The 26,122-nt window shown below is 72.3% G+C and carries 26 protein-coding genes; 17 read left to right on the forward strand and 9 right to left on the reverse strand.

All coding sequences use genetic code 11. From position 1 onward, the window contains the following. Positions 1 to 116 precede the first annotated feature (116 nt). The 5 genes from OIE67_RS29355 (at position 117) to OIE67_RS29375 (ending at position 6,041) form a co-directional block, all read left to right on the forward strand. A complete protein-coding gene (locus OIE67_RS29355; RefSeq protein ID WP_326626469.1) occupies positions 117 to 1,547 on the forward strand; it encodes a BTAD domain-containing putative transcriptional regulator in 1,431 nt (476 codons plus the stop codon). Between the two features lie 52 nt (positions 1,548 to 1,599). Continuing rightward, a complete protein-coding gene (locus OIE67_RS29360; protein WP_326626472.1) occupies positions 1,600 to 3,375 on the forward strand; it encodes an NAD+ synthase in 1,776 nt (591 codons plus the stop codon). Positions 3,376 to 3,860: 485 nt separating this feature from the next. Beyond that, positions 3,861 to 4,250: a metalloregulator ArsR/SmtB family transcription factor gene (locus tag OIE67_RS29365; RefSeq protein WP_326626473.1), complete on the forward strand. Its 390-nt coding sequence runs from the start codon at positions 3,861 to 3,863 to the stop codon at positions 4,248 to 4,250. Next, positions 4,247 to 4,753: an SRPBCC family protein gene (locus OIE67_RS29370; RefSeq protein ID WP_326626475.1), complete on the forward strand. Its 507-nt coding sequence runs from the start codon at positions 4,247 to 4,249 to the stop codon at positions 4,751 to 4,753. The genes OIE67_RS29365 and OIE67_RS29370 overlap by 4 nt, the downstream gene beginning before the upstream one ends. A gap of 199 nt (positions 4,754 to 4,952) precedes the next feature. Next, positions 4,953 to 6,041 carry a DNA alkylation repair protein gene (locus tag OIE67_RS29375; RefSeq protein WP_326626477.1) on the forward strand — a complete coding sequence of 363 codons (1,089 nt, stop codon included), beginning with the start codon at positions 4,953 to 4,955 and terminating at the stop codon, positions 6,039 to 6,041. A 165-nt stretch (positions 6,042 to 6,206) separates the two neighbouring features. Here the strand turns inward: OIE67_RS29375 and OIE67_RS29380 are convergent, their stop codons facing one another. Continuing rightward, positions 6,207 to 6,656 (reverse strand): hypothetical protein, encoded by a 450-nt coding sequence (locus OIE67_RS29380; RefSeq protein ID WP_326626479.1) that lies wholly within the window; start codon positions 6,654 to 6,656, stop codon positions 6,207 to 6,209. Between the two features lie 52 nt (positions 6,657 to 6,708). Between OIE67_RS29380 and OIE67_RS29385 the strand changes: the two genes are divergently transcribed. Continuing rightward, the gene (locus OIE67_RS29385; protein ID WP_219911956.1) at positions 6,709 to 7,188 is read left to right on the forward strand and encodes a GNAT family N-acetyltransferase; all 480 of its coding nucleotides are present in this window, start codon (positions 6,709 to 6,711) and stop codon (positions 7,186 to 7,188) included. Between the two features lie 370 nt (positions 7,189 to 7,558). Here OIE67_RS29385 and OIE67_RS29390 read toward each other — a convergent pair whose 3' ends face one another. After that, on the reverse strand, positions 7,559 to 8,188 hold the full coding sequence (locus OIE67_RS29390; protein WP_326626483.1) for an SDR family NAD(P)-dependent oxidoreductase: 630 nt from the start codon (positions 8,186 to 8,188) through the stop codon (positions 7,559 to 7,561). A 79-nt stretch (positions 8,189 to 8,267) separates the two neighbouring features. Between OIE67_RS29390 and OIE67_RS29395 the strand changes: the two genes are divergently transcribed. Both OIE67_RS29395 and OIE67_RS29400 read left to right on the forward strand, forming a co-directional pair. Then, positions 8,268 to 8,666, forward strand: a complete 399-nt coding sequence (locus OIE67_RS29395) for a MerR family transcriptional regulator (protein ID WP_326626485.1) — start codon at positions 8,268 to 8,270, stop codon at positions 8,664 to 8,666. A 75-nt stretch (positions 8,667 to 8,741) separates the two neighbouring features. Next, complete coding sequence (locus OIE67_RS29400; protein WP_326626487.1) at positions 8,742 to 9,101, forward strand: hypothetical protein; 360 nt, start codon at positions 8,742 to 8,744, stop codon at positions 9,099 to 9,101. Between the two features lie 240 nt (positions 9,102 to 9,341). On the opposite strand, the gene OIE67_RS29405 is transcribed toward OIE67_RS29400, so the two are convergent. Next, a complete protein-coding gene (locus tag OIE67_RS29405) occupies positions 9,342 to 10,094 on the reverse strand; it encodes a TetR/AcrR family transcriptional regulator C-terminal domain-containing protein (protein WP_326626489.1) in 753 nt (250 codons plus the stop codon). Positions 10,095 to 10,144: 50 nt separating this feature from the next. Between OIE67_RS29405 and OIE67_RS29410 the strand changes: the two genes are divergently transcribed. Then, the gene (locus OIE67_RS29410) at positions 10,145 to 11,095 is read left to right on the forward strand and encodes an ATP-binding cassette domain-containing protein (protein WP_326626491.1); all 951 of its coding nucleotides are present in this window, start codon (positions 10,145 to 10,147) and stop codon (positions 11,093 to 11,095) included. Then, on the forward strand, positions 11,092 to 11,946 hold the full coding sequence (locus tag OIE67_RS29415) for an ABC transporter permease (protein ID WP_326626493.1): 855 nt from the start codon (positions 11,092 to 11,094) through the stop codon (positions 11,944 to 11,946). The genes OIE67_RS29410 and OIE67_RS29415 overlap by 4 nt, the downstream gene beginning before the upstream one ends. Before the next feature lie 70 nt (positions 11,947 to 12,016). On the opposite strand, the gene OIE67_RS29420 is transcribed toward OIE67_RS29415, so the two are convergent. The 3 genes from OIE67_RS29420 to OIE67_RS29430 form a co-directional block, all read right to left on the reverse strand. Further along, complete coding sequence (locus OIE67_RS29420) at positions 12,017 to 12,619, reverse strand: TetR/AcrR family transcriptional regulator (RefSeq protein WP_326626495.1); 603 nt, start codon at positions 12,617 to 12,619, stop codon at positions 12,017 to 12,019. 122 nt (positions 12,620 to 12,741) lie between these two features. Beyond that, positions 12,742 to 14,304, reverse strand: coding sequence for an MFS transporter (locus OIE67_RS29425; RefSeq protein WP_326626496.1), 1,563 nt, complete (start codon positions 14,302 to 14,304; stop codon positions 12,742 to 12,744). A gap of 510 nt (positions 14,305 to 14,814) precedes the next feature. Continuing rightward, positions 14,815 to 16,149: an MFS transporter gene (locus OIE67_RS29430; protein ID WP_326626497.1), complete on the reverse strand. Its 1,335-nt coding sequence runs from the start codon at positions 16,147 to 16,149 to the stop codon at positions 14,815 to 14,817. Between the two features lie 144 nt (positions 16,150 to 16,293). Here OIE67_RS29430 and panB point away from each other — a divergent pair, with 144 nt between their 5' ends. Beyond that, positions 16,294 to 17,133: a 3-methyl-2-oxobutanoate hydroxymethyltransferase gene (gene panB, locus OIE67_RS29435; RefSeq protein WP_326626499.1), complete on the forward strand. Its 840-nt coding sequence runs from the start codon at positions 16,294 to 16,296 to the stop codon at positions 17,131 to 17,133. 70 nt (positions 17,134 to 17,203) lie between these two features. Here the strand turns inward: panB and OIE67_RS29440 are convergent, their stop codons facing one another. Together OIE67_RS29440 and OIE67_RS29445 are read right to left on the reverse strand one after the other, a co-directional pair. Then, a complete protein-coding gene (locus OIE67_RS29440; RefSeq protein ID WP_326626501.1) occupies positions 17,204 to 18,130 on the reverse strand; it encodes a threonine/serine dehydratase in 927 nt (308 codons plus the stop codon). A gap of 9 nt (positions 18,131 to 18,139) precedes the next feature. After that, on the reverse strand, positions 18,140 to 19,312 hold the full coding sequence (locus OIE67_RS29445; RefSeq protein ID WP_326626503.1) for a trans-sulfuration enzyme family protein: 1,173 nt from the start codon (positions 19,310 to 19,312) through the stop codon (positions 18,140 to 18,142). 59 nt (positions 19,313 to 19,371) lie between these two features. On the opposite strand from OIE67_RS29445, the gene OIE67_RS29450 reads away from it, so the two are divergent. The 6 genes from OIE67_RS29450 to OIE67_RS29475 are packed head-to-tail and all read left to right on the forward strand — an operon-like array spanning position 19,372 to position 25,033. Next, complete coding sequence (locus OIE67_RS29450) at positions 19,372 to 20,793, forward strand: aminotransferase-like domain-containing protein (RefSeq protein ID WP_326626504.1); 1,422 nt, start codon at positions 19,372 to 19,374, stop codon at positions 20,791 to 20,793. Between the two features lie 12 nt (positions 20,794 to 20,805). Beyond that, the gene (locus OIE67_RS29455) at positions 20,806 to 21,492 is read left to right on the forward strand and encodes an alpha/beta fold hydrolase (protein ID WP_326626506.1); all 687 of its coding nucleotides are present in this window, start codon (positions 20,806 to 20,808) and stop codon (positions 21,490 to 21,492) included. Between the two features lie 45 nt (positions 21,493 to 21,537). Beyond that, a complete protein-coding gene (locus tag OIE67_RS29460) occupies positions 21,538 to 22,479 on the forward strand; it encodes an ABC transporter ATP-binding protein (RefSeq protein ID WP_326626507.1) in 942 nt (313 codons plus the stop codon). Next, complete coding sequence (locus OIE67_RS29465; RefSeq protein ID WP_326626509.1) at positions 22,476 to 23,195, forward strand: ABC transporter permease; 720 nt, start codon at positions 22,476 to 22,478, stop codon at positions 23,193 to 23,195. The genes OIE67_RS29460 and OIE67_RS29465 overlap by 4 nt, the downstream gene beginning before the upstream one ends. A gap of 18 nt (positions 23,196 to 23,213) precedes the next feature. Further along, positions 23,214 to 24,431 carry a sensor histidine kinase gene (locus OIE67_RS29470; protein ID WP_326626511.1) on the forward strand — a complete coding sequence of 406 codons (1,218 nt, stop codon included), beginning with the start codon at positions 23,214 to 23,216 and terminating at the stop codon, positions 24,429 to 24,431. Further along, positions 24,428 to 25,033: a response regulator transcription factor gene (locus tag OIE67_RS29475; RefSeq protein ID WP_326626513.1), complete on the forward strand. Its 606-nt coding sequence runs from the start codon at positions 24,428 to 24,430 to the stop codon at positions 25,031 to 25,033. The genes OIE67_RS29470 and OIE67_RS29475 overlap by 4 nt, the downstream gene beginning before the upstream one ends. Positions 25,034 to 25,212: 179 nt before the next feature. On the opposite strand, the gene npdG is transcribed toward OIE67_RS29475, so the two are convergent. Then, complete coding sequence (npdG, locus tag OIE67_RS29480) at positions 25,213 to 25,866, reverse strand: NADPH-dependent F420 reductase (protein WP_326626515.1); 654 nt, start codon at positions 25,864 to 25,866, stop codon at positions 25,213 to 25,215. Between the last annotated feature and the right edge of the window lie 256 nt (positions 25,867 to 26,122).

The raw sequence follows: 26,122 nt of genomic DNA on the forward strand, positions 1-26,122 counted from the left end.
CCCGGCGCTGGGCGGGCCGGGGGCGGCGCTCGGCCGGCCCCGGATGCGCTGCGGGACCGATGGTGAGATGTCGCCATGTACCCGGACCCGCTGTCCCCTCTACAGTTACGCCTGACATGCTGACCTTCACCGCTCTCGGACCGTTCCAGGCCTGGGCCGACGGCGCCCCTCTCGACCTCGGCGGACAGCGGCAGCGGGCGGTGCTCGCGCGCCTGCTCGTGGCCGGTGGCCGGGCCGTCCCCGTCAACACCCTCATCGACGAGCTCTGGCCGGGCAGCCCGCCGGCGCAGGCGCTGTCCACCATCCAGGGGTACGTCTCACGGCTGCGCCGCGCCCTCGAACCCGGCCGCGCGCCCCGCGAGGAGGCCGGGGTGCTGGTCTCCGCCCCTCCCGGGTACGCCCTGCGCGCCCGTACCGAGGAGGTGGACGCCTGGCACTTCGAGGCGCTGATGCGGACCGACGGCACGCCCGCGCAGGTGTGGGCCGCCATGGAGAGCGCGCTGGGGCTGTGGCGCGGGCCGGCGCTGGCCGAGTTCGGGGAGCTGAGCTGGGCCGCGACCGAGGCGAGCCGGCTGGAGGAGCTGCGGCTGATCGCCGTCGAACGGCGGGCCGGCGCCGGGCTGGCGCTGGGGCGGGCGACGCCGCTGGTGGCGGACCTGGAGGCGCACGCGTCGGCGTACCCGCTGCGTGAGGAGGCCTGGCGGCTGCTGGCCGTGGCGCTCTACCGGACGGGCCGCCAGGGCGACGCGCTGGCGGCGCTGCGCAGGGCGCGCGCGGTGTGGCGGGACGAGCTGGGCCTCGACCTGTCGGCCGGGCTCAAGAGCCTGGAGGCCGACATGCTGGCCCAGCGTCTGGACGAGCCTCAGCCCCCGGCGGTCGTGCATGAATCCGGCGTGCTGCGCGTGCTCGTGGCCGATGACCAGGCACTGGTACGGGCCGGGCTGCGGGCCATGCTGGAGAGCGAGGCGGGCGTGGAGCCGGCCGGCGAGGCGGCCGACGGCGAGGCGGCGATTGCGGCCGCGCGCGAGCAGCGGCCCGACGTGGTGCTGCTCGACATCCAGATGCCGCGCCTCGACGGCCTGGCCGCGGCCCGCAGGATCCTGGCCGGCGAACGGCCGCCGAAGGTCGTGATGATGACCACGTTCGGCAGCGACGAGAACCTGTACGCGGCGCTGCGGGCCGGGGTGAGCGGGTTCGTGCTGAAGACGTCGGCGCCCGAGCAGTTCCTGGCCGCGATCAGGGCCGCGGCGGCGGGCGATGCGCTGATCGACCCCGCGGTCACCACGCGGCTGATCGCGGCGTTCGCCGGGCGCACCGACCCGGCCTCTCCCCCGGCGCTGGCCGGGCTCTCCGACGACCGGCTCGACGTGCTCAAACTCGTGGCGAGGGGCCTGACCGACCGGCAGATCGGGCAGACGCTCGCGCTGGCCGAGGAGGAGGTGGGTCTCGTGGTCAAGGGGCTGCTGGAACATCTCGGGCTGTTCGACCGGGCGCAGCTCGTGATGGCGGCGTACGAGTCGGGGCTGGTCACACCGGGAGCCAAATGAGCCGCTTTTCGTCGCTTTGACGATAAAAAAGGCGGCATACTAGGCTGTTCACGTGGCACAACTGCGCATTGCCCTGGCACAGACGAACCCGACCGTAGGCGACCTGAGCGCCAACGCGGACCGGCTGGTCGCGTGGACCCGCGACGCCGCCGAGCGTGGAGCTCACCTCGTCGTCTTCACCGAGATGTTCCTGACCGGCTATCCGGTCGAGGACCTCGTGCTGCGCACGTCCTTCGTGGACGCCAGTATCGACACGCTGGAGGAGGTGGCCCGCCGCCTGGAGCGGGAGGGCCTGGGCGACCTGCCCGTGGTCGTCGGCTACGTCGACCGGGCCGGCCTGGCGCCCAGGGTCGGGCAGCCCAAGGGCGCCCCGCTCGACGCCGCCGCCCTCCTCCACCGAGGGGAGGTGGTGACCCGCACGGCCAAGCATCACCTGCCCAACTACGGGGTGTTCGACGAATACCGCTACTTCGTGCGGGGTGATCGGCTGCCGATCTTCCGGCTGCACGGGGTCGACGTCGCCATCGCGGTGTGCGAGGACCTCTGGCAGGAGGGGGGTCCCGTGTCCGTCGTCGGGCAGGCCGGGGCCGGGCTGCTGGTGGCGCCGAACGCGTCGCCGTACGAGAAGGAGAAGGACGACGTACGGCTGGAGCTGTGCGCGCGGCGGGCCCGTGAGGCGGGGTGCGCCCTCGCCTACGTCAACCAGATCGGCGGGCAGGACGAGCTCGTCTTCGACGGCGACTCGATCGTAGTCGACGCCGGGGGCGAGCCGGTGGCGCGGGCCAGCCAGTTCAAGGAGGAGCTGCTGGTCGTCGACCTCGACGGCCTGCCGGTCGCGGACGCCGAGCCCGGAGCCTATCCGTACGACGCGGGCGACGGCTCCACCATCACGGTCGAGCGGCTGATCCTCTCCTCCGAGCCCCTCGCGCCCTACGAGCCCGAGCCCCGCCGCGTCGCCGAACGGCTCGACCTGCACGCCGAGGTCTACTCCGCGCTCGTGCTCGCGGTCCGCGACTACGTGGCCAAGAACGGCTTCGAGTCGGTCATCCTCGGCCTGTCGGGCGGCATCGACTCCGCCCTGACCGCCACCATCGCCGCCGACGCCATCGGGCCCTCGCGGGTCAACGTGGTGCTCATGCCCTCCCGCTACTCCTCCGACCACTCGCTGGCCGACGCCGAGGAGCTGGTGCGCAGGCAGGGCGTCATGTCGCGGGTGGCGCCGATCGCCGACATCGTCAGCGCGTTCGAGAAGGAGATCGAGCTGTCCGGCCTGGCCGCCGAGAACCTCCAGGCCAGGGTACGCGGCATGATCCTCATGGGCCTGTCCAACGAGCACGGCCACCTGGTGCTCACGACCGGCAACAAGAGCGAGCTGGCCACCGGCTACTCCACCCTCTACGGCGACTCGGCCGGCGGCTTCGCCCCGATCAAGGACGTGCCGAAGACGATGGTGTGGGAGCTGTCCAGGTGGCGCAACGCCCACTCCGACGAGGGCTTCCTGCTGGCCGTCGACCGGCCGATCCCGGAGAACTCGATCACCAAGGAGCCCAGCGCCGAGCTGCGGCCGGACCAGCGCGACACCGACTCGCTGCCGCCGTACGAGGTGCTGGACCGGCTGCTCGACGACTACGTCGAGAAGGACATGGGCTCCCAGGAGCTCATCGCGGCCGGCCACGATCCCGACCTGGTCACGCGGGTGATCCGGCTGGTGGACGTGGCCGAGTACAAGCGCCGGCAGTATCCGCCCGGCCCGAAGATCACCCCGAAGAACTTCGGCCGCGACCGCCGTCTGCCCATCACCAACCGCTGGCGGGAGACCACCGGCTGAGGCTCCGCCCACCGCGCGGCGGCGAGGGCCGGCGCGGCGACGGGATCGGCGGGTGAAGGCGCGGAACCGGCGACGGTCCTGGACCGGTGATGGTCCTGGACCGGTGATGGTCCTGGACCGGTGATGGTCCTGGACCGGTGATGGTCCTGGACCGGTGATGGTCCTGGACCGGCAACGGGACGGGACCGTCGCCGGTGCGGAACGCGAGGGCGCGGACGTCCCTGACGACCGCGCCCGCTCCGCACCGCGCCCCGCCCACCGCACGCCCCGCCCTTGCCTACCGCCGCCCTTGCCCGTCGGCTCACGACGCGGCGACACACATACCCTCGTCACCCGCCGTTTGTCCGGCCCGTCTCCGCGTGCCGTCTTCGTCTGGCCCGACACGCTCCGACGCGAGGTGCCCGACTTGACGTGACTTGCCACGTACCGACCGAATGCCTGGATACCTCTGGCGGAAAGCGTAACCAGTGAGTTACGCTTTCCGGGTGGACGAGGTAGCGGGAGCGATCGCGGATCCGGTGCGGCGGCGGATCCTCGTGCTGCTCAGAGACGGACGGCTCACCGCGGGCGAGCTCGCCGGGCAGTTCGCGATCAGCAGACCCGCCGTGAGCCGCCACCTTCGGGTGCTGCGGGAAAGCGGGCTGGTCCGCGACGAGCTCGTCGGCAGACAGCGCTTCTACACGCTCGACCCGGAGCCATTCACCGAGCTCGTCGCCTGGCTGGCGGCGTTCGTGCGCCCGTCCGGCTGGGAGCACCGCTTCGACGCGCTGGAGACCGAGGTCTACCGGACCCGCCGCGACACCGCCGGCACGAGCAGGACCAGCAGTCCGAGCAGCACAAGTGGCACGACCGGCAGAGAGGAACACTCGGCATGAGCCCGAGCCCCATCCCCACAGGCAGACTGTTCCGCACGGAGGAAGGCAGCGACCTCGTCCTCACCAGGACCTTCCGCGCGCCCGCCGAGGACGTGTGGGCCAGCATCACCGAGTCCGACCGCACGGCCCGCTGGTTCGGCCCGTGGGAGGGCGACGCGGCGCCCGGCAACACGATCAAGGTGCAGCTCCGTTACGAGGAACAGATGCCCTGGTACGACATGCGCATCGACGCGTGCGAGCCACCGCGCCGGCTGGCGATCTCCTCGCTCGACGACGCCGGCGCCTGGCACCTCGAACTGCTGCTGACCGAGCAGGAGGGCGTGACCGAGCTGCGCTTCGTCCAGCATCTGGAATCGGAGGACGGGATCGGCGACATCGGCCCCGGCTGGGAGTACTACCTGGACCTCCTCGTCGCCTCCCGCGACGGCTCACCTGCTCCCGGCTTCGACGCCTACCACCCGTCCATGCAGGACTACTTCACCCGCCTGCGCGACGACGCCTGACCGACGCCCGCCGATCACCGGCGACGACGACTGATCACCGGCAGTGGACAGCACCCGCTGATCGACGGCGAGTGAGCACCGGTTGCCGAACGGCTCCTGAGGATCGACGACGACAGCGATGCGCCGACCCCGGCCGCAGCCAGATCAATCAGATCGATCAGGTCGATGAATTGTCGGTGCCGCCTGGCACAGTTGCCGCGTGGCTCAACCTCTGAAAGAAATGATCAACCTCCGGTCCGTGTCGGTGCTGGCCGACGGGCTGGCCGCGGCCTGGGGCCGCTTCCCCCGCGACCGGTTCGTCGAGCAGGCCCTGGCCGGCCTCGACGGGCTGGAGCTCAAGGCGCGCGTCACCCACGTCGCCGCGGCGCTCCACGACGCCCTGCCCCTCCCCTATCCGGAGGCGGCCGAGCTGGTCCGCGAGTGCGTCCGGTCGGGGCCGCGGCTGGACATGTGGAGCGGCTGGCCCGCCACCGAGCACACGGCGGGCAGGGGCCTCGACCACCTGCACGACGCGATGGACACGCTGGCCGTGCTGACCCCTCACGCCACGGGCGAGTTCGCCGTACGCCCCTATCTGGAGCGTTATCGCGACGACGCGTTGAAGATCATGTACGGCTGGGCGGAGTCACCGGACGAGCACCTGAGACGGCTGGCCTCCGAGGGCTCGCGTCCCCGGCTGCCCTGGGCCGGGCGGGTCGGCTGGCTGATGACGCCGGGGCCGACCCTGCCCCTGCTCGACCGGCTGCGCGACGACCCGAGCGAATACGTACGCCGCTCGGTCGCCAACCACGTCAACGACCTGGCCAAGGACCACCCGGAGGCGGCGATCCGGCTGCTGGCGCGCTGGCGCTCCGACGGAGGCTCCCACGTGGAGAAGGTCCTTCGCCATGCGGTACGCGGCCTGCTGCGCTCCGGCCACCCCGAGGCGCTGACCCTGGTGGGAGCCACGCCGGGCAGCGGCGCGGTCGAGGGGCTGGTCCTGGAGGCCGACACCGTGCCCGTGGGCGGGAAGCTGGGCTTCACCATCACGGTCACGGCGGGCGCGGCCGGGCCGGTGCTGCTGAAATACGCCGTCAGACGGACGGGCTCGCGCCGCGTGTTCCACCTGGGCCAGCGGGAGGCGGCCGGCCCCGGCGACACGTTCACCGTACGCAAGAGCCACTCCTTCCGCCCGGTCACGACCCGCGACGAGCCACTGGGCGCCAGAGAGCTCGACGTGATCGTCAACGGCCGGGTGGCCGCCACCATTCCCTTCACCCTGGTCGCCGCCACCGATTCCCTAAGCTGATCAGATGCCTGAGGTGTCCACGACTCCGCCGCCCGACAACCCATCAGACGCCGACCTCCTCCGGATCGAGCTGGGCGTCATCTGGCAACTCGACGAGCAGGGCCGCCTCCCCGGCCCGGAGTCCATGGTGATAGCCGTGGCAGCCGACGGCCTGACCGCCGCCGTCTACCGCGAGCTACCCACCCCCCTCGCCCAAGCCCTCCTAGCCCTCGCCACCACACCAACACCCCAGCCACCTGACGAGGCGATACCCGAAACACCCTCCTGGACAGCGTCTGAGACGGCCAACGAGACAGCGAACGAGGCAATCTCCGGAGATACGCCCGAGACAACCTCCGGGACGACGCCCGGAGCAGCCCTAGGAAGGGCATCCCGTGCAGCCATCGGGACGGCGTCCGAGGCAGCCGCCGGGACAGCGCCCGAGACGGCCTTCGGGGCGACATCCGAGACGGCAATCGATACAACGCCCGGGACAACCATCAGAACGACACCCAGTACGGCCATCGGGACGACACCTGAGGCAAGCTCCGCAGCGACACCCGGGACGCCCCTCGGAACGACGCCGGGGACGGCCACGGGGACGACGCCCGGTACAGCCGTCGGGGCGGAGCGCAAGACAACGATCAAGGCGGCGTCCGGGACAGCGGCATTCGGGGCGGTGCCTGGCGTGCTGGAGGCTTGCCGCGCGCTGCTGGGCGGCGACGGGGTGGCGGTGTCGGGCGGGCCGAGCTATCTGGTGACGCCACCCGTCCGCTACGACGTCCCCGTGGACGTGCTCAGGTCGGACGAGCCCGCGCACGCCGCACTCGTACGTCCGCTGCGGGCGGAGGGCTGGGACCCCGACGAATGGGACGAACTCGTCAGCGGCGGCGAAGGCGCACCCTGGGCGATGATCGTCGAGGACGGCGAGGTGGCGGCCCTCTGCCACACCGCCCGCCTGACCCCGGCCGGAGCCGAGGCCGGCACCTGGACCGCACCCGCGTACCGGGGCCGAGGCTACGCCGCCGCCACCACCGCCGTCTGGGCCGGGATGCTGCCCGGACTCCGGTTGTTCTACAGCACGAGCGCCGACAACCACTCCTCCCAGCGAGTGGCACAACGACTGGGCCTGCGTCCCCTCGGCTGGTTCTGGAAACTCACCACCTGACCCCACCACCGGCCGCAGAAACCGCTTCAAAACAACCGCGCCGGCAAGGCGGCGCGCTGTTCTACCGGTCTCCCGTCAGTCGTCCAGCGGCTGGCCACACGAACCACCAAGCCCTCCGCCGGCCGCTGAACCCGCTCGAAGACAGCCAAGTCCGCAAGGCGGCACCCTGCTCTTCCGGTCTCCGGTCAGTCGTCCAGCGGCTGGCCATGTGCACCACCAAACCTGGCCGGCCGCTACGCCCCGGCGGAGTCGGCCCACCTGTGGTCGCAGCCCCCGCTGGGATCCGGATCATCCAGCAGGTGGACCCGCGAATCGCCCAGACCACGTACACACGACTAACCGAACAAACCCCCAGCCAGCCGTTCCGCTCCTACGTGGTGCCGGTGTGGAGGACCTCTCGTTCCCACCGTTCGCGCGGCTGCGTGTGCAGGCGCCAGTAGTGCCCGGCGATGTCGTCGGGGTCGAAGTCCGTGCCGGGGGCGACGGGGCCGGCGACGGTGACGCTGGCCGCGTGGACGCCCGAGAGTCCGTACTCCTCGTCCAGCAAGGCCACCAGCGTGCGCACGCCCGCCTTGCCGAGGGAGAGGCTGACGTAGCCGGCCTTGGGCTCGGGCATGCCGCCCGTCACGATGAACGTGCCGCCGCCCCGTTCCGCCATCGCGGGGGCCACGTGCGCGGCCGTGACCAGCGCGCCGACCACGTTGACCGCCCACGCGTCGAGCTGCACGCGAGCGCTCGCCTCCGCCGGCGAGTCGCGGCGGATGATCGCGGCGTTGTAGACCACGACGTCCGGCGTCCCGAGCTCCCCCGCCGCCGCGTCGAGTGCGGCGCGCAGTTCGTCCTCGTTCGTGCTGTCGGCCCGGTACGCGAGCGCCCCCTCCAGGTCGAGAGTGCCGCCGGTACGGGAGACGAGAGCCACCCGAAGTCCTTCCTTCGCGAACCGGCGGGCGACGGACCGCCCGATTCCAGGACCCGCCCCGATGATGACCGCTCCCGGCATCGATCTCCTCCTTGACGTTGTTGCGACTGACAGTCGGGACGGTAAGGCGTCACATCGATGTGAAGGTCAAGGCGAACGCATGAAGATCGGCGACCTGGCGCGCGAGACCGGGGTGAGCAGGAGGTTGTTGCGCTACTACGAGGAGCAGGGGTTGCTGCGGCCCCGGCGGCTGCCCAACGGCTACCGCGAGTACGCGGAGGCGGACGTGGCCGGCGTGCGCCACATCCGCGCGATGCTCGCCGCCGGCCTGCCGACCGCCGTCATCGCCCGCCTGCTGGACTGCGTGCACGACGACGACGGCGAACGGATGGTCCCGACCGGCTGCCCCGGGATGGTCACCGACCTGCGGCATGAACAGCAGCGCATCGCCGCCGAGATCGACCGCCTGCGGACGTCCCAGCAGGCGCTCGACACCATGCTCACCTCCGCCTTGCGCCAGCGCGATCCCCACTCCGCACCGGCGTCGAACCGGTCATGACACCGGCCCATGGGAGCGGCCGGGTGCCGGAAAACGGCCTGCGGTCGTGATCGTGCGGCCGGTAGCCTGGCGTTCATGTGCACCTACGCCGAGGTCCACTACAAGGTCCACTACGTGTGCGTCCCCTGTCGCCGCAGTTGCAAGCAGCCGTGGCGCGCGGGTGAGAGCCGCTGTGCCCGCTGCCGTAAGCCGATGCTCTTCGCCGGTCACGACTTCGCCGCGCCGCGCCGGGGTGACGAGCGCGGCTGGCGGGCCGTGGCCGCCGTGCTGGCGGCCGGGCTGCGGTACGAGGGGTTCGAGCCGTGCGGATGCGGCCAGGAACCCAAGTTCCGCCCTCGTACGAGCGCGCAGGTACGGGCGCGCCGGCGAGTGGCCGCCCGCAAGGGACTGACCGACGCCGAGGCCCTCGCCCTCCGCGACCCGTCCGGCGCCTGACCCCTGCCATCGCCGGCAAAGGTCTCAGGGGAACGTCCCCGCGCTGCTCATCCATCGACCCCGGCGACGCCCACGTCTCCTCGGGCCGCCCCCAGAGCTCCTGGACAGCGTCATGGAAACAGGCGCCTCAGAGGGCAGGCACCTCCGGACCGGGGCCCTCAGGGGCCGACGTCCCACCGGGCAGGATCGGCCCCGAGCGGGTCCGCCGTCTGCTCACCGAGCAACCACGCCCCTCCGGCGTCACCGGCCCGAGGCGCGCCGTGCGACCAGTTGCTCGATGCCGTCGAGCAGCAGGTCGAGGCCGAAGCGGAAGTCGTCGGCGTCCGACCAGCCCTCGACCCCGCCCATGACGCCCGAGCGCATGGCCGCCGACAGGGCGGGATAGGTCTCCGGGTCGAGCACCTCGGCCAGCACCTCCCCGTACGCGGTGGCGCCCTCGATCCCGCTGTCCACCAGCTCGGGAGAGCCCGAGGCGAGCGTGTGCGTGAGCGCCGCGTCGGTCAGCGCGTAGCCGGTCAGGCTGCTGGCCACGTTGATCTTCTCGCCGTCGTCGAGGCCCGTGCCGTCGAGCGCGGCCAGCGCCCGGTCCAGCCAGAGCAGCCGGCGCGGGCCCAGGGGCGGTGCGAAGCGGGTGACGGCCAGCAGCCAGGGGTGATCGAGCACGATGTCGCGCTGGGCCCTGGTCCACACCGCGAGGTAGTCGCGCCAGGGCATACCCGCCGGGTCGGGCGGGGCGGGCACCACGCCGTCGGCCATCGACGTGAGCAGGTCGTCCTTGCTGGCCACGTAGCGGTAGAGGGCGGTGGTCGCGACCCCGACCCGCCCGGCCACGCTGCTCATGGAGACGCCGGCCAGCCCGTCCGCGTCGGCGATCTCGATGGCGGCGGCGGTGATCATGGCCAGGTCGAGCCGTGGCCGCGGCCCCCTGCGCGGCGCGGGCTCGCGGCCCCACATCCGCTGCAGCACGGGGGGCAGTGACCGTCCGTCCGCCATCGAAAGTCCTCCTTGACTCACTCCCTGGGATTCTGCACTATCTTGAAACTATGAACGCCATACACAGTAAGTCATTCACAGATTCCATCGTGGCACGGGGGCTCACCAAGTCGTACGGGGCCACGCCGGTGTTGAGCGGAATCGACCTGACCGTGCCCACCGGCTCCCTCGTCGCGCTGCTCGGGCCGAACGGCTCGGGAAAGACGACGACCGTGCGCATCCTGACCACGTTGCTCGCCCCCGACGGCGGCACCGCCACGGTGGCCGGGCACGACGTGATGCGCGAGGGCGTGGCCGTGCGCCGGGCCATCGGGCTGACCTCGCAGCAGGCCACCGTCGACGACCTGCTCACCGGGCGGGAGAACCTCGAGCTCTTCGCCGGCCTGAACCACCTCGGCGGCCGGCGGGCCCGCGCGCGGGCGCAGGAACTGCTGGAACGCTTCGGCCTGACCGACGCCGCGGGCCGCCTGGCCGGCACGTACTCGGGCGGCATGCGCCGGCGGCTGGACCTGGCGGTCAGCATGGTGTCCGAGCCGCCCATCCTGTTCCTCGACGAGCCGACGACCGGGCTCGACCCGCGCAGCCGCGCCGAGCTGTGGTCGGTGATCCGCGAACTGCTCGCCACCGGCACCACCATCCTGCTCACCACGCAGTACCTGGAGGAGGCCGACCACCTCGCCGACCGCGTCGTGGTGATCGACGGCGGGCGGGTGGTCGCCGACGACTCCCCCGCCGTGCTGAAACGCCAGGTCGGTTCGGAACGCCTGGCCGTACGCCCGGCCCGGCCCGCCGACCTGCCCGCGGCCGCCGCCGCGCTGGCCACGTACGGCGCTCACCTGGACACGGAGAAGGGGGAGCTCACGCTGGCCGTCCAGGACCCCGACCACCTGCGCCGCGCACTGGACTCCCTGCACGCGGCGGGCATCGCCGTCGCCCACGTCGAGCTGCGCACCCCCACCCTGGACGACGTCTTCTTCGAGCTGACGGCGGTCGCGGCATGAACACCCACGTCCGAGCACCCGGCGACCTCGACATGAACGCCGGCGTCCGAGCACAAGGCGGCCCCGGCATGAGCATCCCCGTCGCCGCCGCGCGCGACCTGCGCCGTCTCGTCGTCCGGGATCTGCGCCGGGAGACGCGCGTCCTGGACGGCCTCATCGTCAACACGGCCCTGCCCGTGATGATCATGATTCTGTTCGTGTACGTGTTCGGCGGCGCGATCACGACCGGGTCCAGCGGCCTGGACTACATCGACTTCGTGGTGCCCGCCGTGCTGCTGATGTCCGGCGGGTACGGCGCCGCCCTCACCGCCGTGACCATCGCCGAGGACATGACGGGAGGCATGCTCGACCGGTTCCGTACCCTGCCCATCAGCGGCTGGGTGGTCCCCGCCGGGCATGTCGTGGCCTCGGTGATCCGCAATGTGGCGTCCTCGGCCATCGCGCTGGCCGCCGCGCTGCTGCTCGGCTTCCGCCCGGACGCCACCCCCGCCGACTGGGCTCTCGTGCTCGTCCTGGTCACGGGGTACGTGCTGGCGATGTCCGCGCTGGCGGCCGTCTGGGGGCTGCTGGTCAGCTCTTCCCAGGCCGCGGGGGCGTTCAGCTTCGTCGTGCTGTTCCTGCCGTACGTGTCGGACGGCATCGTGCCGGCCGAGACCATGCCGGGTCCGCTGCGGGCCTTCGCCGACGCCCAGCCGCTCACGCCGATCATCGAGACGATGCGGGCGCTGCTGCTGGACCTGCCGATGGGCTCGTCCGGGGCGGTGGCCGCGGTCTGGATCGCGGGCATCGTCGCAGTGTGCCTGCCCGCGGCGGCCCTGCTGTTCCGCCGCAGGACCTCATCAGGCCGCTGAAGAAGGCCGCCGAACCAGACCGCTGAACCAACCCTCTGCATCAGGCCGCCGCATCAGGCCGCCGGCGGCCTCAGGGCGCCATTCCGGCCAGGGCCGCGTCCACGACGCGCTGGGCCAGGTCGAGCGGGAGGGCGCCGGCGGGACCCCACTTGGTGTGCCAGAGCATGGCGCCGGAGATGAGCGCCATGCCCATGTCGACGTCGAGGTCGGGCCTGAGCTCGCCGGTGGCGACGCCGCGCTCGATCACGGCGCGCATCGCCTCCCGGCGCGGCACGACGGCGCGCTTGAGGAAGCGTTCCATCAGCCGGGGATAGCGGTCGGCCTCGCTCATCGCGATGTTCATCACGCACCGGCCGCGCTTCTCGCCCGACTCCTTGCGCATCGCCTCGACCAGGCTGATCAGGTCGTCGCGTACGGACGTGCCGGCCAGCTCTGGCATCGGCGCCTTGAGCGTGGCCAGGGCGTCCACGATCAGGTCCTCCTTGTTGGACCAGCGCCGGTAGATGGTGGTCTTGCCGACGCCCGCCTTCGCGGCGATCGCCTCGATGGTCAGCTCGGACACGCCCATGCCGGCGGCGATCAGGTCGAGGGTCGCCTCGATGATCGCCTTCTCGGCCTTCTCGCTGCGCGGACGGCCCGCCGGGCGGGCGGTCGCGGATTCCTGGATCGACATCGCGGCCTCACCATACCTCTACAGCGCGGGAGCGCTGTGGTCCGACATGGGGAGGCGACGCGCCTTCCGCGCGTCCGCCTCCCTTGTGAGCGACTGATCGCCGCATCGGCCGGTGCGTCTTCTCACCCGGAGGAGGACGACAGCACCGGTTCGCGCCGCTCGGCGTGCTTGGCGGCGCGTGGCTTGCCGGGCATCCACCGCACCACCACGGCCAGGCCGATCAGCGCGATCACCGCGGAGACCGTCGCCGTGATGTGCATGCCTTCGACGAAGGCGTGGAAGGCGGGCTGGACCAGCGCCTGGCCCCGTTCGCCCAGCTGCTGCGCGACGCCCATCGTCGCCATGATCGACTCACCGGCCGCGTGCTGGACGCCCGCGGGCAGCCCGTCCAGCGCGGGCGCGATCCCGCCCCGGTAGCTGGACGACAGCACCGAGCCGAGCACGGCCACGCCGAGCGCCCCGGACACCTGGCGGACGGTGTTGCTCATCGCCGAGCCGACGCCGGCCTTCTCCCTGGGCAGCGACTCCATGATGGCGGTGGTGGCGGGCGGCATGATGTTGGCCATCGCGGCGCCCTGGACGAAGAAGATGACCTCGATCAGCAGAACGGGCGTGTTCTGGTCCATGAACGCGTAGCTGGCCAGCACCAGCGCCACCACGCCCATGCTGACGCCGGCCGACAGCTTGGCGCCGAAGCGCTCGTTCACCCGCTGGCTGAGCGGCGCGAAGATCAGCTGAGCGGCGGCGAACGGGATCATCAGCGCGCCCGCCTGGATCGGCGTGAACCCCAGCACGATCTGCAGGTAGAACGTGAGGAAGAACATCCCGCCCATCATCGCGAAGAACATGATGCCCATCAGGCCGATGGCCGTGCTGAACCGGGCGTCGACGAAGCTGCGCACGTCGAAGACCGGGTGGTCGATGCGCCGCTCCCACCAGACGAACAAACCCAGCACCGCCAGGCCGGACAGGGTGGGCACCAGCACCTCGGCGCTGGCCACGGTGGCCAGCTCGCCGCCGCGGATGATGCCGTACACGACGGCCACCAGACCGATGATCGACAGCACCACGCCGACCGGGTCGAGCTTGGACGGCTTCGGGTCGCGCGACTCGGGCACGACGGTCGCGATGAGGATCATGCTGATCACCACGATCGGCACGTTCACCAGGAAGACCGAGCCCCACCAGAAGTGCTCGATCAGCACCCCGCCGGTGATCGGCCCGATCGCCACCGCGATCCCGACGCCACCGGCCCACACCCCGATCGCCTTGCCCCGCTCAGCGGGCGGGAAGACGTTGGAGATGATGGCCAGCGTGGCCGGCATGATCGCCGCACCGCCGATGCCCATCGCCGCCCTGGCCAGGATCAGCTGCGTCGGATCCTGAGAGTAGGCACTGGCCAGTGAGGCCAGGCCGAACAGCGCCATGCCGATGAACAACATGCGCTTGCGTCCGGTCCTGTCACCGATCACCCCGAACGTGAACAACAATCCGGCGAACACCAGCGTGTAGGAGTTGATCGCCCATTCCAGCTCACTCTGCGTGGCGCCCAGACCGACCGTCTTGTCGGCGATGGTCTTCATCGCGACGTTGAGGATCGTGTTGTCCAGGACGACCGCCAGCAGGCTGAACACCAGCACGCCGAGGATTCCCCAGCGGCGTGGATGCCCCGTGTTGACTTCCATGGAGAGTCCTTAAATTCGATACGACTAAGTTTCGCAACGTCACCGTATCGCAAGCTATTCCGATACGCAACGGTCTCGTTTCGTAAACCCTGGGTAAACTCTCGCCGTCCAGGACCCGACGCCTGAGGTGAGCCTGTATCCGCCCAGGTCAGGCGCATTCCCCTGGCTCCGGTGGCCGGTGTCCCCCGCCGCGCGGCCAGGCCCCCGATGACCTCGCCGACCAGCACCTGCCGCACAGGCAACACCCGCGAACGGCTGTCCGTTCGTCAGCTCGACCGGCCTCGGCGCGTCTGAGAGCGAGCCGCGCCGGGCCCACTGTGCTCCAACGACGACGACGCCGAAAGTCGTCTCAACTCTCGGGTGACGTTGACCACATCGTCACCGCTGACCGCACGAGCACCTTGGACAGGCCGAGCACCCGCGGACTCGTCGGACATGTCGGACCACAGAGCCGCTCACCGACCACAGCCACTCGCCGACCCGACCACCCGCCCGACGACCCGGCGACGGTCAATCGCGCGGCGACGGCACCGCCGCTGACGCCGCCGCGGTCGCCGCGACGGCTTCTCCGGCGGCCGGGACCGCCGGCACCGGGTCGGCCACCGGCTCAGCCGTTTCCACCACGCCGACCACGTCGGCGGCCTCAGCGGGCGGTGCGATGACGGTGGCCGGGGCCGGGCGGCGGCGCCAGAACGGGAGTGCGACCAGGACCATGGCCACGCCGGTCAGCCCGGCCACGACGAACGCCCACTCCGGCCCCATCCCGTCGATGACGGCGCCCGCGATCGGCGCCGAGGCCGCGCCGCCGATCAGCAGGGCGGTGCCGTGGAAGCCCATCGCCTCGCCCCTCGCCTGGCTGGGCACCCATCGGGTGAGCGCGTCGACCGTGGCGGACAGGGACGGCGCGCAGAGCAGCCCAGCCGGCAGCAGGGCCAGGATCAGCCAGTGCCATCCGCCTCCGACCAGCGCCACGGGAACGGTCGCCAGCCCCATCGCGGCGATCAGGCCCAAGGGTGACAGCCCCCTGGACAGGCCGCCGTACACGAAACCGCCGATGAGCGAGAAGACGCACCAGATGGCCACGGCCAGCCCCACCCACGCGGTCTGGCCCGCCTGGTTCATGGTGGCGACCAGGGACAGCTCGGTCGCGGTGAGCACGAACGTGGCCGCGGCCGCCGTGCCGAGCAGCGCCACGAAGGCGGGGGTGAGCCACTGACGGCGCGGCACCCGCGCCTTGCCGCCCCCGGCCTGCGCGAGCTCCTCGGCCGAGCGGACGGGCGGATTGAGCACGATCAGCGCCAGGCCCGCCGCGGACATGCCGACGCCGATGACCGTCATCGTCACGCCGCTGCCGAGCGTCGTGATGCCCGCCACGGCGAGCGCGGGCCCGGCCATGTAGGACAGCTCGACCAGCATCGAGTCGAGCGCGAACCCGGTGCGCCGCTGCTCGACCGGCACCATGGCGGCCAGGCACTGCCTGGTCACGCTGAACACGGGCAGCCCCAGCAGCCCGGCCAGCGCCGCCGCCGCCACCAGGGCGGGGAACGGCAGCGCCCACGCGCACGACCAGAAGGCCGCCTGCGCCACCGTGGTGACCGTCAGGACGGGACGCAGGCCGTGGCGGTCGACGAACCTGCCCGCCAGCGGCGAGCCGATCGCCATGCCGATCGTGCTGGCCATGGCGACCACCCCCGCGGGGCCGTAGCGAAGGCCCATCACCTCGGCCACGTGCAGGGTCAGCGCCATGCCCGTGGCCGTGGCCGGCACGCGGGCGAGCAGCCCCACCAGGAGCAGTGTGGGGACGCCGGGGATGTCGAACAGGCGCCGGTAAGGGGCGAGAGCCATGGTGTTTGTTACCTCCGCACTGATTCTGGCAAGAGGCACCGACAGTTTCGCCACTGGTTTTCGCCCGTGAGCCCGCGTGACATCATCGGAAATGTGTCCGGGGACGCCGCTGGGGCGCCTCGAGACGGTTCTGGAGGGTTACTCATGTCCTCTTCGACTTCTTCGACGACGCTGTACGGCGGCGCGGCCGGACGCCGTGTCACCGTCCGCGACCTCACCGCCGCCAAGGAGCGCGGAGAGCGGTGGCCGATGCTCACCGCCTACGACGCGATGACGGCCCGGGTGTTCGACGCGGCGGGCATCCCGGTGCTGCTGGTGGGCGACTCGGCGGCGATGGTCGTCTACGGCTACGACTCCACACTGCCGGTCACGGTCGACGACCTGCTGCCCCTGACGGCGGCCGTCGTCCGCGGCTCGTCGCGCGCCCTCGTGGTCGCCGACCTGCCGTTCGGCTCCTACCAGGCCTCGCCCGCGCAGGCGCTGGAGTCGGCGGCCCGCTTCATGAAGGAGGCGGGCGCCCACGCGGTCAAGCTGGAGGGCGGCCGCCGGGTCCTGCCACAGGTCGAGGCGCTGGTGTCGGCCGGCGTGCCGGTGATGGCGCACCTCGGGCTGACCCCCCAGTCGGTCAACGTCATGGGCGGCTACCGGGTGCAGGGGCGCGGGCAGTCCGGCGACGAGCTCATGTCGGACGCCAAGGACCTGGAGCGGGCCGGGGCGTTCAGCGTGGTGCTGGAGTGTGTGCCGGCCGACCTGGCGCAGCGGGTGACGACGTCGCTGGCGATCCCGACGATCGGCATCGGGGCCGGGGCGGCGACGGACGCGCAGGTGCTGGTGTGGCAGGACCTGATGGGGCTCACGCCGCGTCCGGCCAGGTTCGTCAAGCGGTATTCGGGTCTGGCGGAGGAGATGGACCGCGCGGTGCGCGCCTTCGCCGGCGACGTGACGTCCGGGGCGTTCCCCGCGCCCGAGCACACCTACAGCTGACCTGACGTGGTGGCCGGCCTCCCACCGGCCACCACGCACCGGCCTCGGCGGCAGCCGGGACGGGAGGGGGTCAGTCCGTGGTGAGGGTGGCGGGGTCGGTGTTCGAGCCGCACACCACCACGGCCACCCGCTCCCCGGGCGCGGGGGTGTAGACGCCCGACAGCAGCGCCGCGTAGGCGGCGGCGCCGGAGTGCTCGGCCGCCACCCGGTGCCGCTCCCAGAGGGTGCGCCGGGCGGCCACGATCGCCTCGTCCGTCACGAGGACGCTCTCCACCCGGTCGCCGGACAGGATCTCGAACGCCAGCCCGCCGATCCTGGAGGCGCCGAGCGCGTCGGCCGCCACGCCGCTGACCTCCACCGGCACCGGCTCGCCCGCCCGGCGCGCCGCGTGCAGGGTCGGGATCCGCTCCGGCTCGACCGCCACGATCTTCGGCCCGCCACCGCCCGCCGTGCCGACCGTGATGCCGGCCGCGAAGCCGCCGCCGCCGACCGCCGCCAGCACCGTGTCCACGCCGCCGGTCTGCTCCATCAGCTCCAGCCCCGTCGTCCCCTGCCCGGCCACCACCTCGGGCTGGTCGTAGGCGTGCACCATGAGGGCGCCGCTCTCGGCGGCCCGCTTGGCGGCGGCCTCGGCGGCCTCTGAGTAGATGGCCCCGGTCTGGGTGATGTGCGCCCCCAGCGCCGCCAGCCCGGTCACCTTCACCGGGCTGGTCACCTCGGGCACGAAGATCTCGGCCCGCGCCCCGAGCGCCCGCGCCGCGAAGGCCACCGCCAGCCCGTGATTGCCGCCGCTGGCGGCGATCACCCCGCTCTCCGGCAGTTCGCCGGCGGACAGCATGCGGTTGAACGCCCCGCGCACCTTGAACGAGCCCGAGTGCTGCAGCAGCTCCAGCTTCAGCCACAACCCGTCGGCGACCTCGATGACGGGCGTGCGGAGCACGTGACCGCCGATCCTGTCGGCCGCCGCGCGTACGTCCTCATGAGTAACAGCGCACATGATGCGAGGCTATGCCAGGGCCTGGGCCACGTCGGCCCACAGGTCCTCGGGATGCTCGATGCCGACGGAGACGCGTACCGTGCCCTCCCCGATGCCGCTGCGCCGCAGCTCGTCGGGGCTCAGCGAGCGGTGCGAGGTGGTCGCGGGATGCAGGATGAGCGTCTCGACGCCGCCGAGCGAGGGCGCGAGCAGCGCCAGGCGTACGGAGCTCATGAACTTCTCCCCCGCCGCCCGCCCGCCGGCCAGGTCGAACGAGAACACCCCGCCGAACCCGGGCAGCAGCTTGCCCGCCAGCTCGTACGAGGGATGCGAGGCCAGCCCCGGCCAGTGGACCGCGGTGACGGCGGGGTGCTCGGCCAGCCGGGTGGCCAGGAATTCGGCGTTGGAGCAGTGGCGTTCCATGCGCAGCGCCAGCGTCTGCAGCCCGCGCAGCGTCAACCAGGCCGCGAACGGGTCGGCCGAGGCCCCGAGCTCGATCGCGAAACGCCAGGCCCGCTCGTAGAGCTCCTGGTCGGCGAAGACCGCGATGCCGCCCACCACGTCGGTGTGACCCGACAGGTATTTGGTGGTGGAGTGCACGACGATGTCCGCGCCGTGCTCGAAAGGCCGGCACAGCAGCGGCGTGGCGAACGTGTTGTCCACCACGGACAGGATGCCGAGCTCGCGGGCGGCCTGGCACATCGCGGGCAGATCGGCGACCAGCGTCATCGGGTTGCTGATCGTCTCCAGGTAGACGAGCTTCGTCTCGGGACGTACGGCGGCGCGCAGGGCGGCGGGGTCGTTCTCCGGCACGTAGGAGACGGTGATCCCGAACCGCTCGGCCAGCTCGTTGATCATCGCGGCCGTGCCGCCGTAGAGGGAGCGCTGGGCCACCAGGTGGTCGCCGGGCCGCAGCAGACCGAGCAGGACGACGTTGATCGCCCCCATGCCCGATCCGGTGGCGATGGCGCTGGTCCCGCCCTCCAGCCCGGCCACGGCCAGTTCCAGCGAACGCACTGTCGGGTTGCTGTAGCGCCCGTACACGTATGATCCGTCGGGGCGTCCCATCGACGCGGCCATCACGGCGGGGTCGTCGAAGACGAACCCGGAGGTCTGGTAGATGGGCATGGTGATCGGACGGCTGCCGTCGATGGGCGGCATCGGGATGTGCACGGCCTTCGTGTCGGGGCGGAGTTCGCTCATGTCACCAGGATTCCTCGCCGGAGTATGTCGCGTCAGAGCCAATGCGGCAGAATTGGTCCATGAATGGGGCCAATCTCGATGATCTGGTCGATGCGCTGGGCCGATGGGCGTCGGGGCGCGGCCCACTGTACCTGCTGCTCGCGGGCGGTCTGCGGGCGCTGATCGACGACGGTGTGCTGCCCCCTGGGCAGGCGCTGCCGCCGGACCGGGTGCTGGCCAGGCGGCTGGCGGTGGGCCGGGGGACGGTGGTGGCCGCGTACGACCTGCTGCAGCAGGAGAGCCGCGTGGTGCGCCGCCAGGGCAGCGGCACCAGGGTGGCCGCGCTCGACCTGCCCGCCACGAGGACGGCCGACGGCGTGCCGGCCAACCCGCTGCTGCAGCACATCCTGCATCCGCCGGACGGCGTGCAGCTGCTGACGTGCGCCGCCCCGCAGGATCCGCCGCCCGCCCTGTTCGAGGCGTACGCCGAGGCCGGGGAACGGCTGGCCGGGCTGCGTGACATGGGCTACCAGCCGGCGGGCAACCCGGTGCTGCGCGCGGCGCTGGCCGCGTACTACACCGGCAGGGGCGTGCCGACCTCGCCCGAGGAGATCATCGTGACGACGGGGGCGCAGCAGGCGCTCACGCTGCTCGCCTCGCTGCTGCTCGCGCCGGGTGACACGGTGCTGGCCGAGACGCCGACGTACCCGGGGGCGCTGGAGGTGTTCCGGCACGCGGCGGCGGCCGTCCGGCCGGCGGCGGGCGTCGAGGACGTACGCGAGCGTCCCGCTCTGGCCTACTTCGTCCCCTCGGCCCGCAATCCGGACGGCGCCGTCATGGACACCCCGACGCGCAGGCGGCTGGCCGACCTGGCCGCCGCGCACGACGTGCCGCTGATCGAGGACGAGGTCTGCGCCGAGCTGTGCTTCGCCGAGGAGACGCCCGCGCCGGTGGCGTCGTTCGGGCGGGGCGAGCAGGTGATCACGGTCGGCTCGCTGAGCAAGCTGGTGTGGGGCGGGCTGCGGGTCGGGTGGATCCGCGCGGCGGCTCCCTTGGTCTCGCGGCTGGCCAGGCTGCGGGCGGTGCACGACCTCGGGGGCGAGGTGGTCAGCCAGTTCGCCGCCGCCGCGCTGCTGCGCCGGCTGGACGAGGTGCGCGCCGCACGGATCCGCACGCTGCGCGCGCGGCACGAGCACCTGTGCGCCGAACTGCGGGCCCGGCTGCCGTCGTGGACGTTCGAGCCCGCGCTCGGCGGCCAGACCCTGTGGGTACGCCTCCCGCGCGGCGACGCCGACTCCTTCGCCCAGGTGGCGCTGCGGCACGGGGTCGCCGTCGCGGCCGGACGGTCGTTCGACCCGCTGGGCGGGCACACCGACCGGGTCCGGCTGCACTACCTGTTCTCCGAAGAGGAGCTTTCGCGAGCGGTGAACAACCTGGCCCTGGCCTGGGCCTCGTACGACGGAGCGGGACGCACCCCATCCCGGTGCGCCCTCATCGTCTGACAGGGTGGGGTGATGCAGACGACGTTCGTACTCGTGCACAGCCCCTCCGTCGGGCCCTCGACGTGGGCTCCCGTGGCCGAGTCGCTGGAGCGCCGCGGGCACGCGGCCGTGGTGCCCGACCTGACCGGCGTTTCGGCGGGAGGCGCGCCCTACTGGCCCAGGGTGGTGGAGACCGTGCGGGCCGCCACCCCCGCCACCCCCGTGGTCCTGGCCGTGCACAGCAACGCCGGGTTCTTCCTGCCCGCGATCAAGGAGGGCCTGGGCGACCGGGTGGTGGCCTGTGTGTTCGCCGACGCGCACGTCCCGCCCAGGGAAGGGCTGGTCAGGACGGCGGAGGAGGAGTTCCTGCCGTTCCTGCGCGACCTGGCCGGCCCTGAGGGTGTGCTGCCGCGCTGGACCGACTGGTGGGACGAGGAGGACGTGGTGGCCATGCTGCCCGACCCCGCCGTCCGCATCCGGGTCGCGGCGGAGCAGCCCCGGCTGCCGCTCGACTACTACACGCAGGCGATCCCGGTGCCGGCCGGCTGGGACGAGGTCAGATGCTCGTTCCTGTGGTTCGGGCCCCCTTACGCCGCCGCCGCCGAGGAGGCGGCCCGGCGCGGCTGGCCGGTGACCCGCCTGCCCGGCATGCACCTGCACCAGATCGTCGACCCCGAGGGCGTGACGGACGCGCTGCTCAAGTTGTCCAGGAAGTCGTGAATTCTTCACTGTCGCGGGCTTCGGGGCCCGGCGACAGTGGAGCGCATGACAGCCATCGAAGTGAACGGGCTCCGCAAGAGCCACCAGGGGTTCGAGGCGGTGAAGGGCGTCTCGTTCGAGGTGGCCGAGGGCGAGATCTTCGCCCTGCTCGGGCGTAACGGCGCGGGCAAGACCACCACGATCGAGGTGCTGGCGGGGTTCCAGCGGGCCGGGGGCGGGAGCGTGCGGGTGCTGGGTCACGACCCCTACGCCGAGCGCGCCGCCGTACGCCCGCGTACCGGCATCATGCTGCAGGAGGCCGGCTTCTTCCCCGAGCTGACCGTCGCCCAGACCGTCGACGCCTGGCGCGGCTTCACCGACGCGCCCCGCCCCAGGGACGAGGCCCTGGAGCTGGCCGGCCTGACCGGACGTTCCGGCACCCGGGTGCGGCAGCTGTCCGGCGGCGAGAAGCGCAGGCTCGACCTGGCGCTGGCCCTGCTGGGCCGCCCCGACGTGCTGTTCCTGGACGAGCCGACCACCGGCATGGACCCGCAGGCGCGCGCCGCCACCTGGACCGTCATCCGCGACCTGGCCGAGAGCGGCACCACGATCCTGCTCACCACGCACTACCTGGAGGAGGCGCAGCGCCTGGCTTCCAGCATGGCGATCATGGACGAGGGCCGGATCGTGGCCTCCGGCGGCATGGCCGAGACGCTCGCGGCCAGGGGCGGGCGGGTCGCCTTCCGGCTGCCCGCGCACGTGCGCACGGACGAGCTGCCGCTGCCGGTCACCGTGGCGGACGGGCTGGCCGTGTGCCGGGCCCCCGACCCCGACCTGGCCGCGCAGACGCTGCTCACCTGGGCGGCCGAGCGGGGGCTGCGGCTGGAGGGCCTGGAGGTCCGCGCCGCCACCCTGGAGGACCTCTTCCTGGAGCTCGCGCCGGACGCCCGTTCCGCGGAGGGCGCCCGACCCGCTGAGAACTCGCGATCCACGGAGGACGCACGATGAGCCTGGCCGCCACCTACCGTCTCGGCACCCGCCTGTTCTGGCGCGACAAGGCCATGCTGTTCGGCTCGGTCGTCACACCGGTCGGCCTGGCCGTGGGCATGCCGCTGCTCATGCGCCACGTCACCCAGGACGGCGTCGCCAGCGCCACGGCGATCTTCCACAGCACGATCGCGATCCTGCTGGCGATCACCGCGTTCATGAACATCGTGGTGGCCCTGACCAGCCGCCGCGACCAGCTCGTGCTCAAGCGGCTGCGCTCCACCCGGCTGACGGACGGCCAGATCCTGGCCGGCCAGATCGCCGGCACCGCCACCCAGACGGTGGGGCTGATCCTGCTGTGCGCGGTCACGGTGCGGTTCGCGGCCGACGTGCCGTTCCCGCCGGACCCGCTCGGCTTCGCCGCCGTCGTGGTCGCGGGCTCGGCCGTGCTGTCGCTGCTCGGCGCCGCGTACACGGCCGTGGTCCCGCGCGCGGAGCTGGCCGCCGCCTACACCATGCCCGTCTTCCTGCTGGCCGGGGTGTCGGCGGGCGCGATGGGCCCCATCCCGCTGCCCTCCTGGCTGCGGCCCGTGCTGGACCTGCTGCCCACCACCGCCGTGGTGGACGCCGTCAGGACCGGCGACCTGCTCGTGCCGTTCCTCGTCCTGGCCGGGTGGGCGGTCGCCGGCCTGGTCGCCGTCCGCCTGTGGTTCCGCTGGGAACCCCGCCGCTCCTAGGAGGCGATAATCGACGTCGTGGTCTCCTCGTCCGCCCGGCGGCTCTCCAGCGCGCTCATCACCGCCGTCTCGTGCGCGTACACGGTCATCGCCCTGGTCTACTTCCTCCAGGGCGCGCTGTACGGCGTGCTGGCCGTCGTGGTGTTCCTCGTCGTGGTGGCCGTCCACTACGTCAACATGCGGGCCGGCCTGCGCGGCGGACGTCCGCCGGCTTTCCCCCTGACGGTGCTGCTGCAGGTGGTGGCCACGTACCTGCCCGACTTCCTGCTCCCGGGCGGCATGTCGGCGCTCACCACGCCGCTGCTGGCCGGCACGTTGCTGGTCTACCTGCCGCTGCGCTGGGGCGGCGCCGCGGTCGGGCTGATCATGCTGTACGAGGGCACCCTGCTCTGGTTCGGCCCCCAGGCCGCCCACCTGACCCTGTTCTACGTGGTCACCGTGCCGACGACCGGCACCATGATCTACGCGCTGGTCCGGTTCACCCGGGTGACCGCCGAGCTCGAACAGGCCAGGGCCGAGCTGGCGGACGCCGCCGTACTCAAGGAACGGGTGCGCATCTCCCGCGACCTGCACGACGGCCTGGGCCGCAGCCTCACCGCGATCGCGCTCAAGGGAGACCTGGCCGGCCGCCTCATCGACCGCGACCCCGGCACCGCCCGCGCCGAGGTGGGCGAGCTGGTGCAGGTGGCCAGGGAGGCGGCCCAGGACCTGCGGCAGGTGGCCAGGGGTTACCGGGCCATGTCGCTGGCGGGCGAGGTCGACCGGGCGGTGGCGCTGCTGGAGTCGTCCGGGGTGAGCGTCCAGGCGCATCTGGCGGACGTGACGCTGCCGACGCGGTCGGAGGAGGCGCTGGCGTGGGCCGTACGTGAGGGCGTGACCAACGTCCTGCGCCACAGCCGGGCCACGACCTGCACGATCACGACGTCGCTGCAGGAGGGCACGGTCCGCCTCGAACTCGCCAACGACGGCGCCCCACCCGACTCTGGGACCGACCCCGACCCCGACCCCGGCCCCGGCGCCGGCACCGCGTCCGGGCCCTCTCCCGCGTCTGGCCCCTCTGCCGTGTCCGGCTCCAGCGCCGGAGCCGGAGCCGGAACAGGAGCGCCGGGGGCGGGGCTCGTCAGCCTGGCCGAGCGTGCCGCCCAGGCGGGCGGGACGGCCACCGGCTCACGGACCGGCCAGGGCGGATTCGTGCTGGCCATGGAGGTGGCCGTCCGGCGCGAGGCCGTCTCGTGATCAGAGTGCTGCTCGCCGAGGACATGCACATGATCCGCGCCGCCCTCACCGCCCTGCTCCGCCTGGAGTCCGACATCGAGGTGGTCGCGGAGGTGACCAGCGGCGACGAGATCGTCCCCGAGGCGATGCGGGTGCGGCCCGACGTGGCCGTCCTCGACATCGACCTGCCCGTGGTGGACGGCATCACCGCCGCCGCCGTGCTGCGCGAACGCCTGCCGTCGTGCCGGGTGCTGGTGCTCACCGCCATGGGCCAGCCCGGCCACGTCCGCAGGGCGCTGGCGGCCGGCATCGAGGCCTTCCTGGTCAAGGACGCGCCCGGCGACCGGCTGGCGGAGTCGATCCGGCGCACCGCCGCCGGGCTGCGCGTCCTGGACGCCGAGCTGGTCTCCTCGGCCCTGGAGTACGGCGAGAGCCCGCTCACACCCAGGGAGACCACCGTGCTCCGGGAGGCTGCCAGGGGCGCCTCGGCCGAGGAGATCGCCACCCGCCTCCACCTGTCCCCCGGCACCGTACGCAACTACCTGACCGGGGCGATCAACAAGACGGGAGCCCGCAACAAGATCGACGCCATCAGGATCGCCGAGGACGGCGGCTGGCTGTGACAGCCCCTGGCTCCCTGCCCCGGCGAGTGGCTCCGAGCAGGCACCCGTGACACAGCGGGACCTGCCGTCGGTGCGACTCTTCGGACTCTGACCCGCCTGGAGATCAACCCACCAAGGGTCGGCTGCCGGTGGCGCGCAGCCCGACGAGGCCGCCCCACCGGAGAACGGCCCGCCGAAGGTCAGATGTCGGTGATGCGCAGGCCGGCGTGGGCCTTGTAGCGGCGGTTGATCGAGATGATGTTGGCGGTCAGCGCCTCGATCTGGTACGCGTTGCGCAACCGGCCGCCGTACACCCCGCGCACCCCGGGAATGGCCTCGGCCAGCGCCCGTACCAGGTCGGTGGCCTCGCGGTCGTCGCCCAGCACCAGCACGTCGAGATCGACCTTGTCCACCGCCGGGTCCATCAGCAGCACGGCCGACACGTGGTGGAAGGCCGCCACCACCCGGCTGTCGGGCAGCACGGCCGCCGCCTGCTGGGCGGCGCTGCCCTCCTCGACCGGCAGCGCGTAGGCGCCCTGCTTGTCGAACCCGAGAGGGTTGACGCAGTCGACGACGATCTTGCCGGCCAGCACGTCCCTGAGGGACTCCAGCAGCGCCTTGTGCCCCTCGTACGGCACCGCCACGATCACGATGTCGGCCCGGGCGGCGACGGCGGCGTTCTCGTCACCGGTCGCGCCCGAGCCGATGGAGTCGGCCGCCTCCTGGGCGCGCTGCGCGCTGCGCGAACCGATCAGCACCGGGTGCCCCGCCAGCGCGAAGCGCCGCGCCAGCCCCTTCCCCTGGTCACCGGTGCCGCCGAGGATGGCGATGGAAAGCCCGTTCACGTCTGTCATAGCCCGATCATGTCAGGCCCGGCCGGCCCGCGATCCGTCCGGGCCCTCTTTGCGCCGGCGACGCCCGGCACGGCAAGCGGACCGCCCCTCGCACCCGCCCCTCGCACCCGCCCCTCGCCCGCACCTCGCGTCCGCACATCGCCCGCACCCCGCCACCGGATGAGTCACCGAGGGAGCCACCGCATCAGCCACTGAATCAGGCGCGGGCTCAGGAACCGAATCAGTCACCGGGGTCCATGGCTGTCAGGCACCATGG

Source organism: Nonomuraea fuscirosea (genome assembly GCF_035917475.1).
GTDB classification, from domain to species: Bacteria; Actinomycetota; Actinomycetes; order Streptosporangiales; family Streptosporangiaceae; genus Nonomuraea; species Nonomuraea fuscirosea.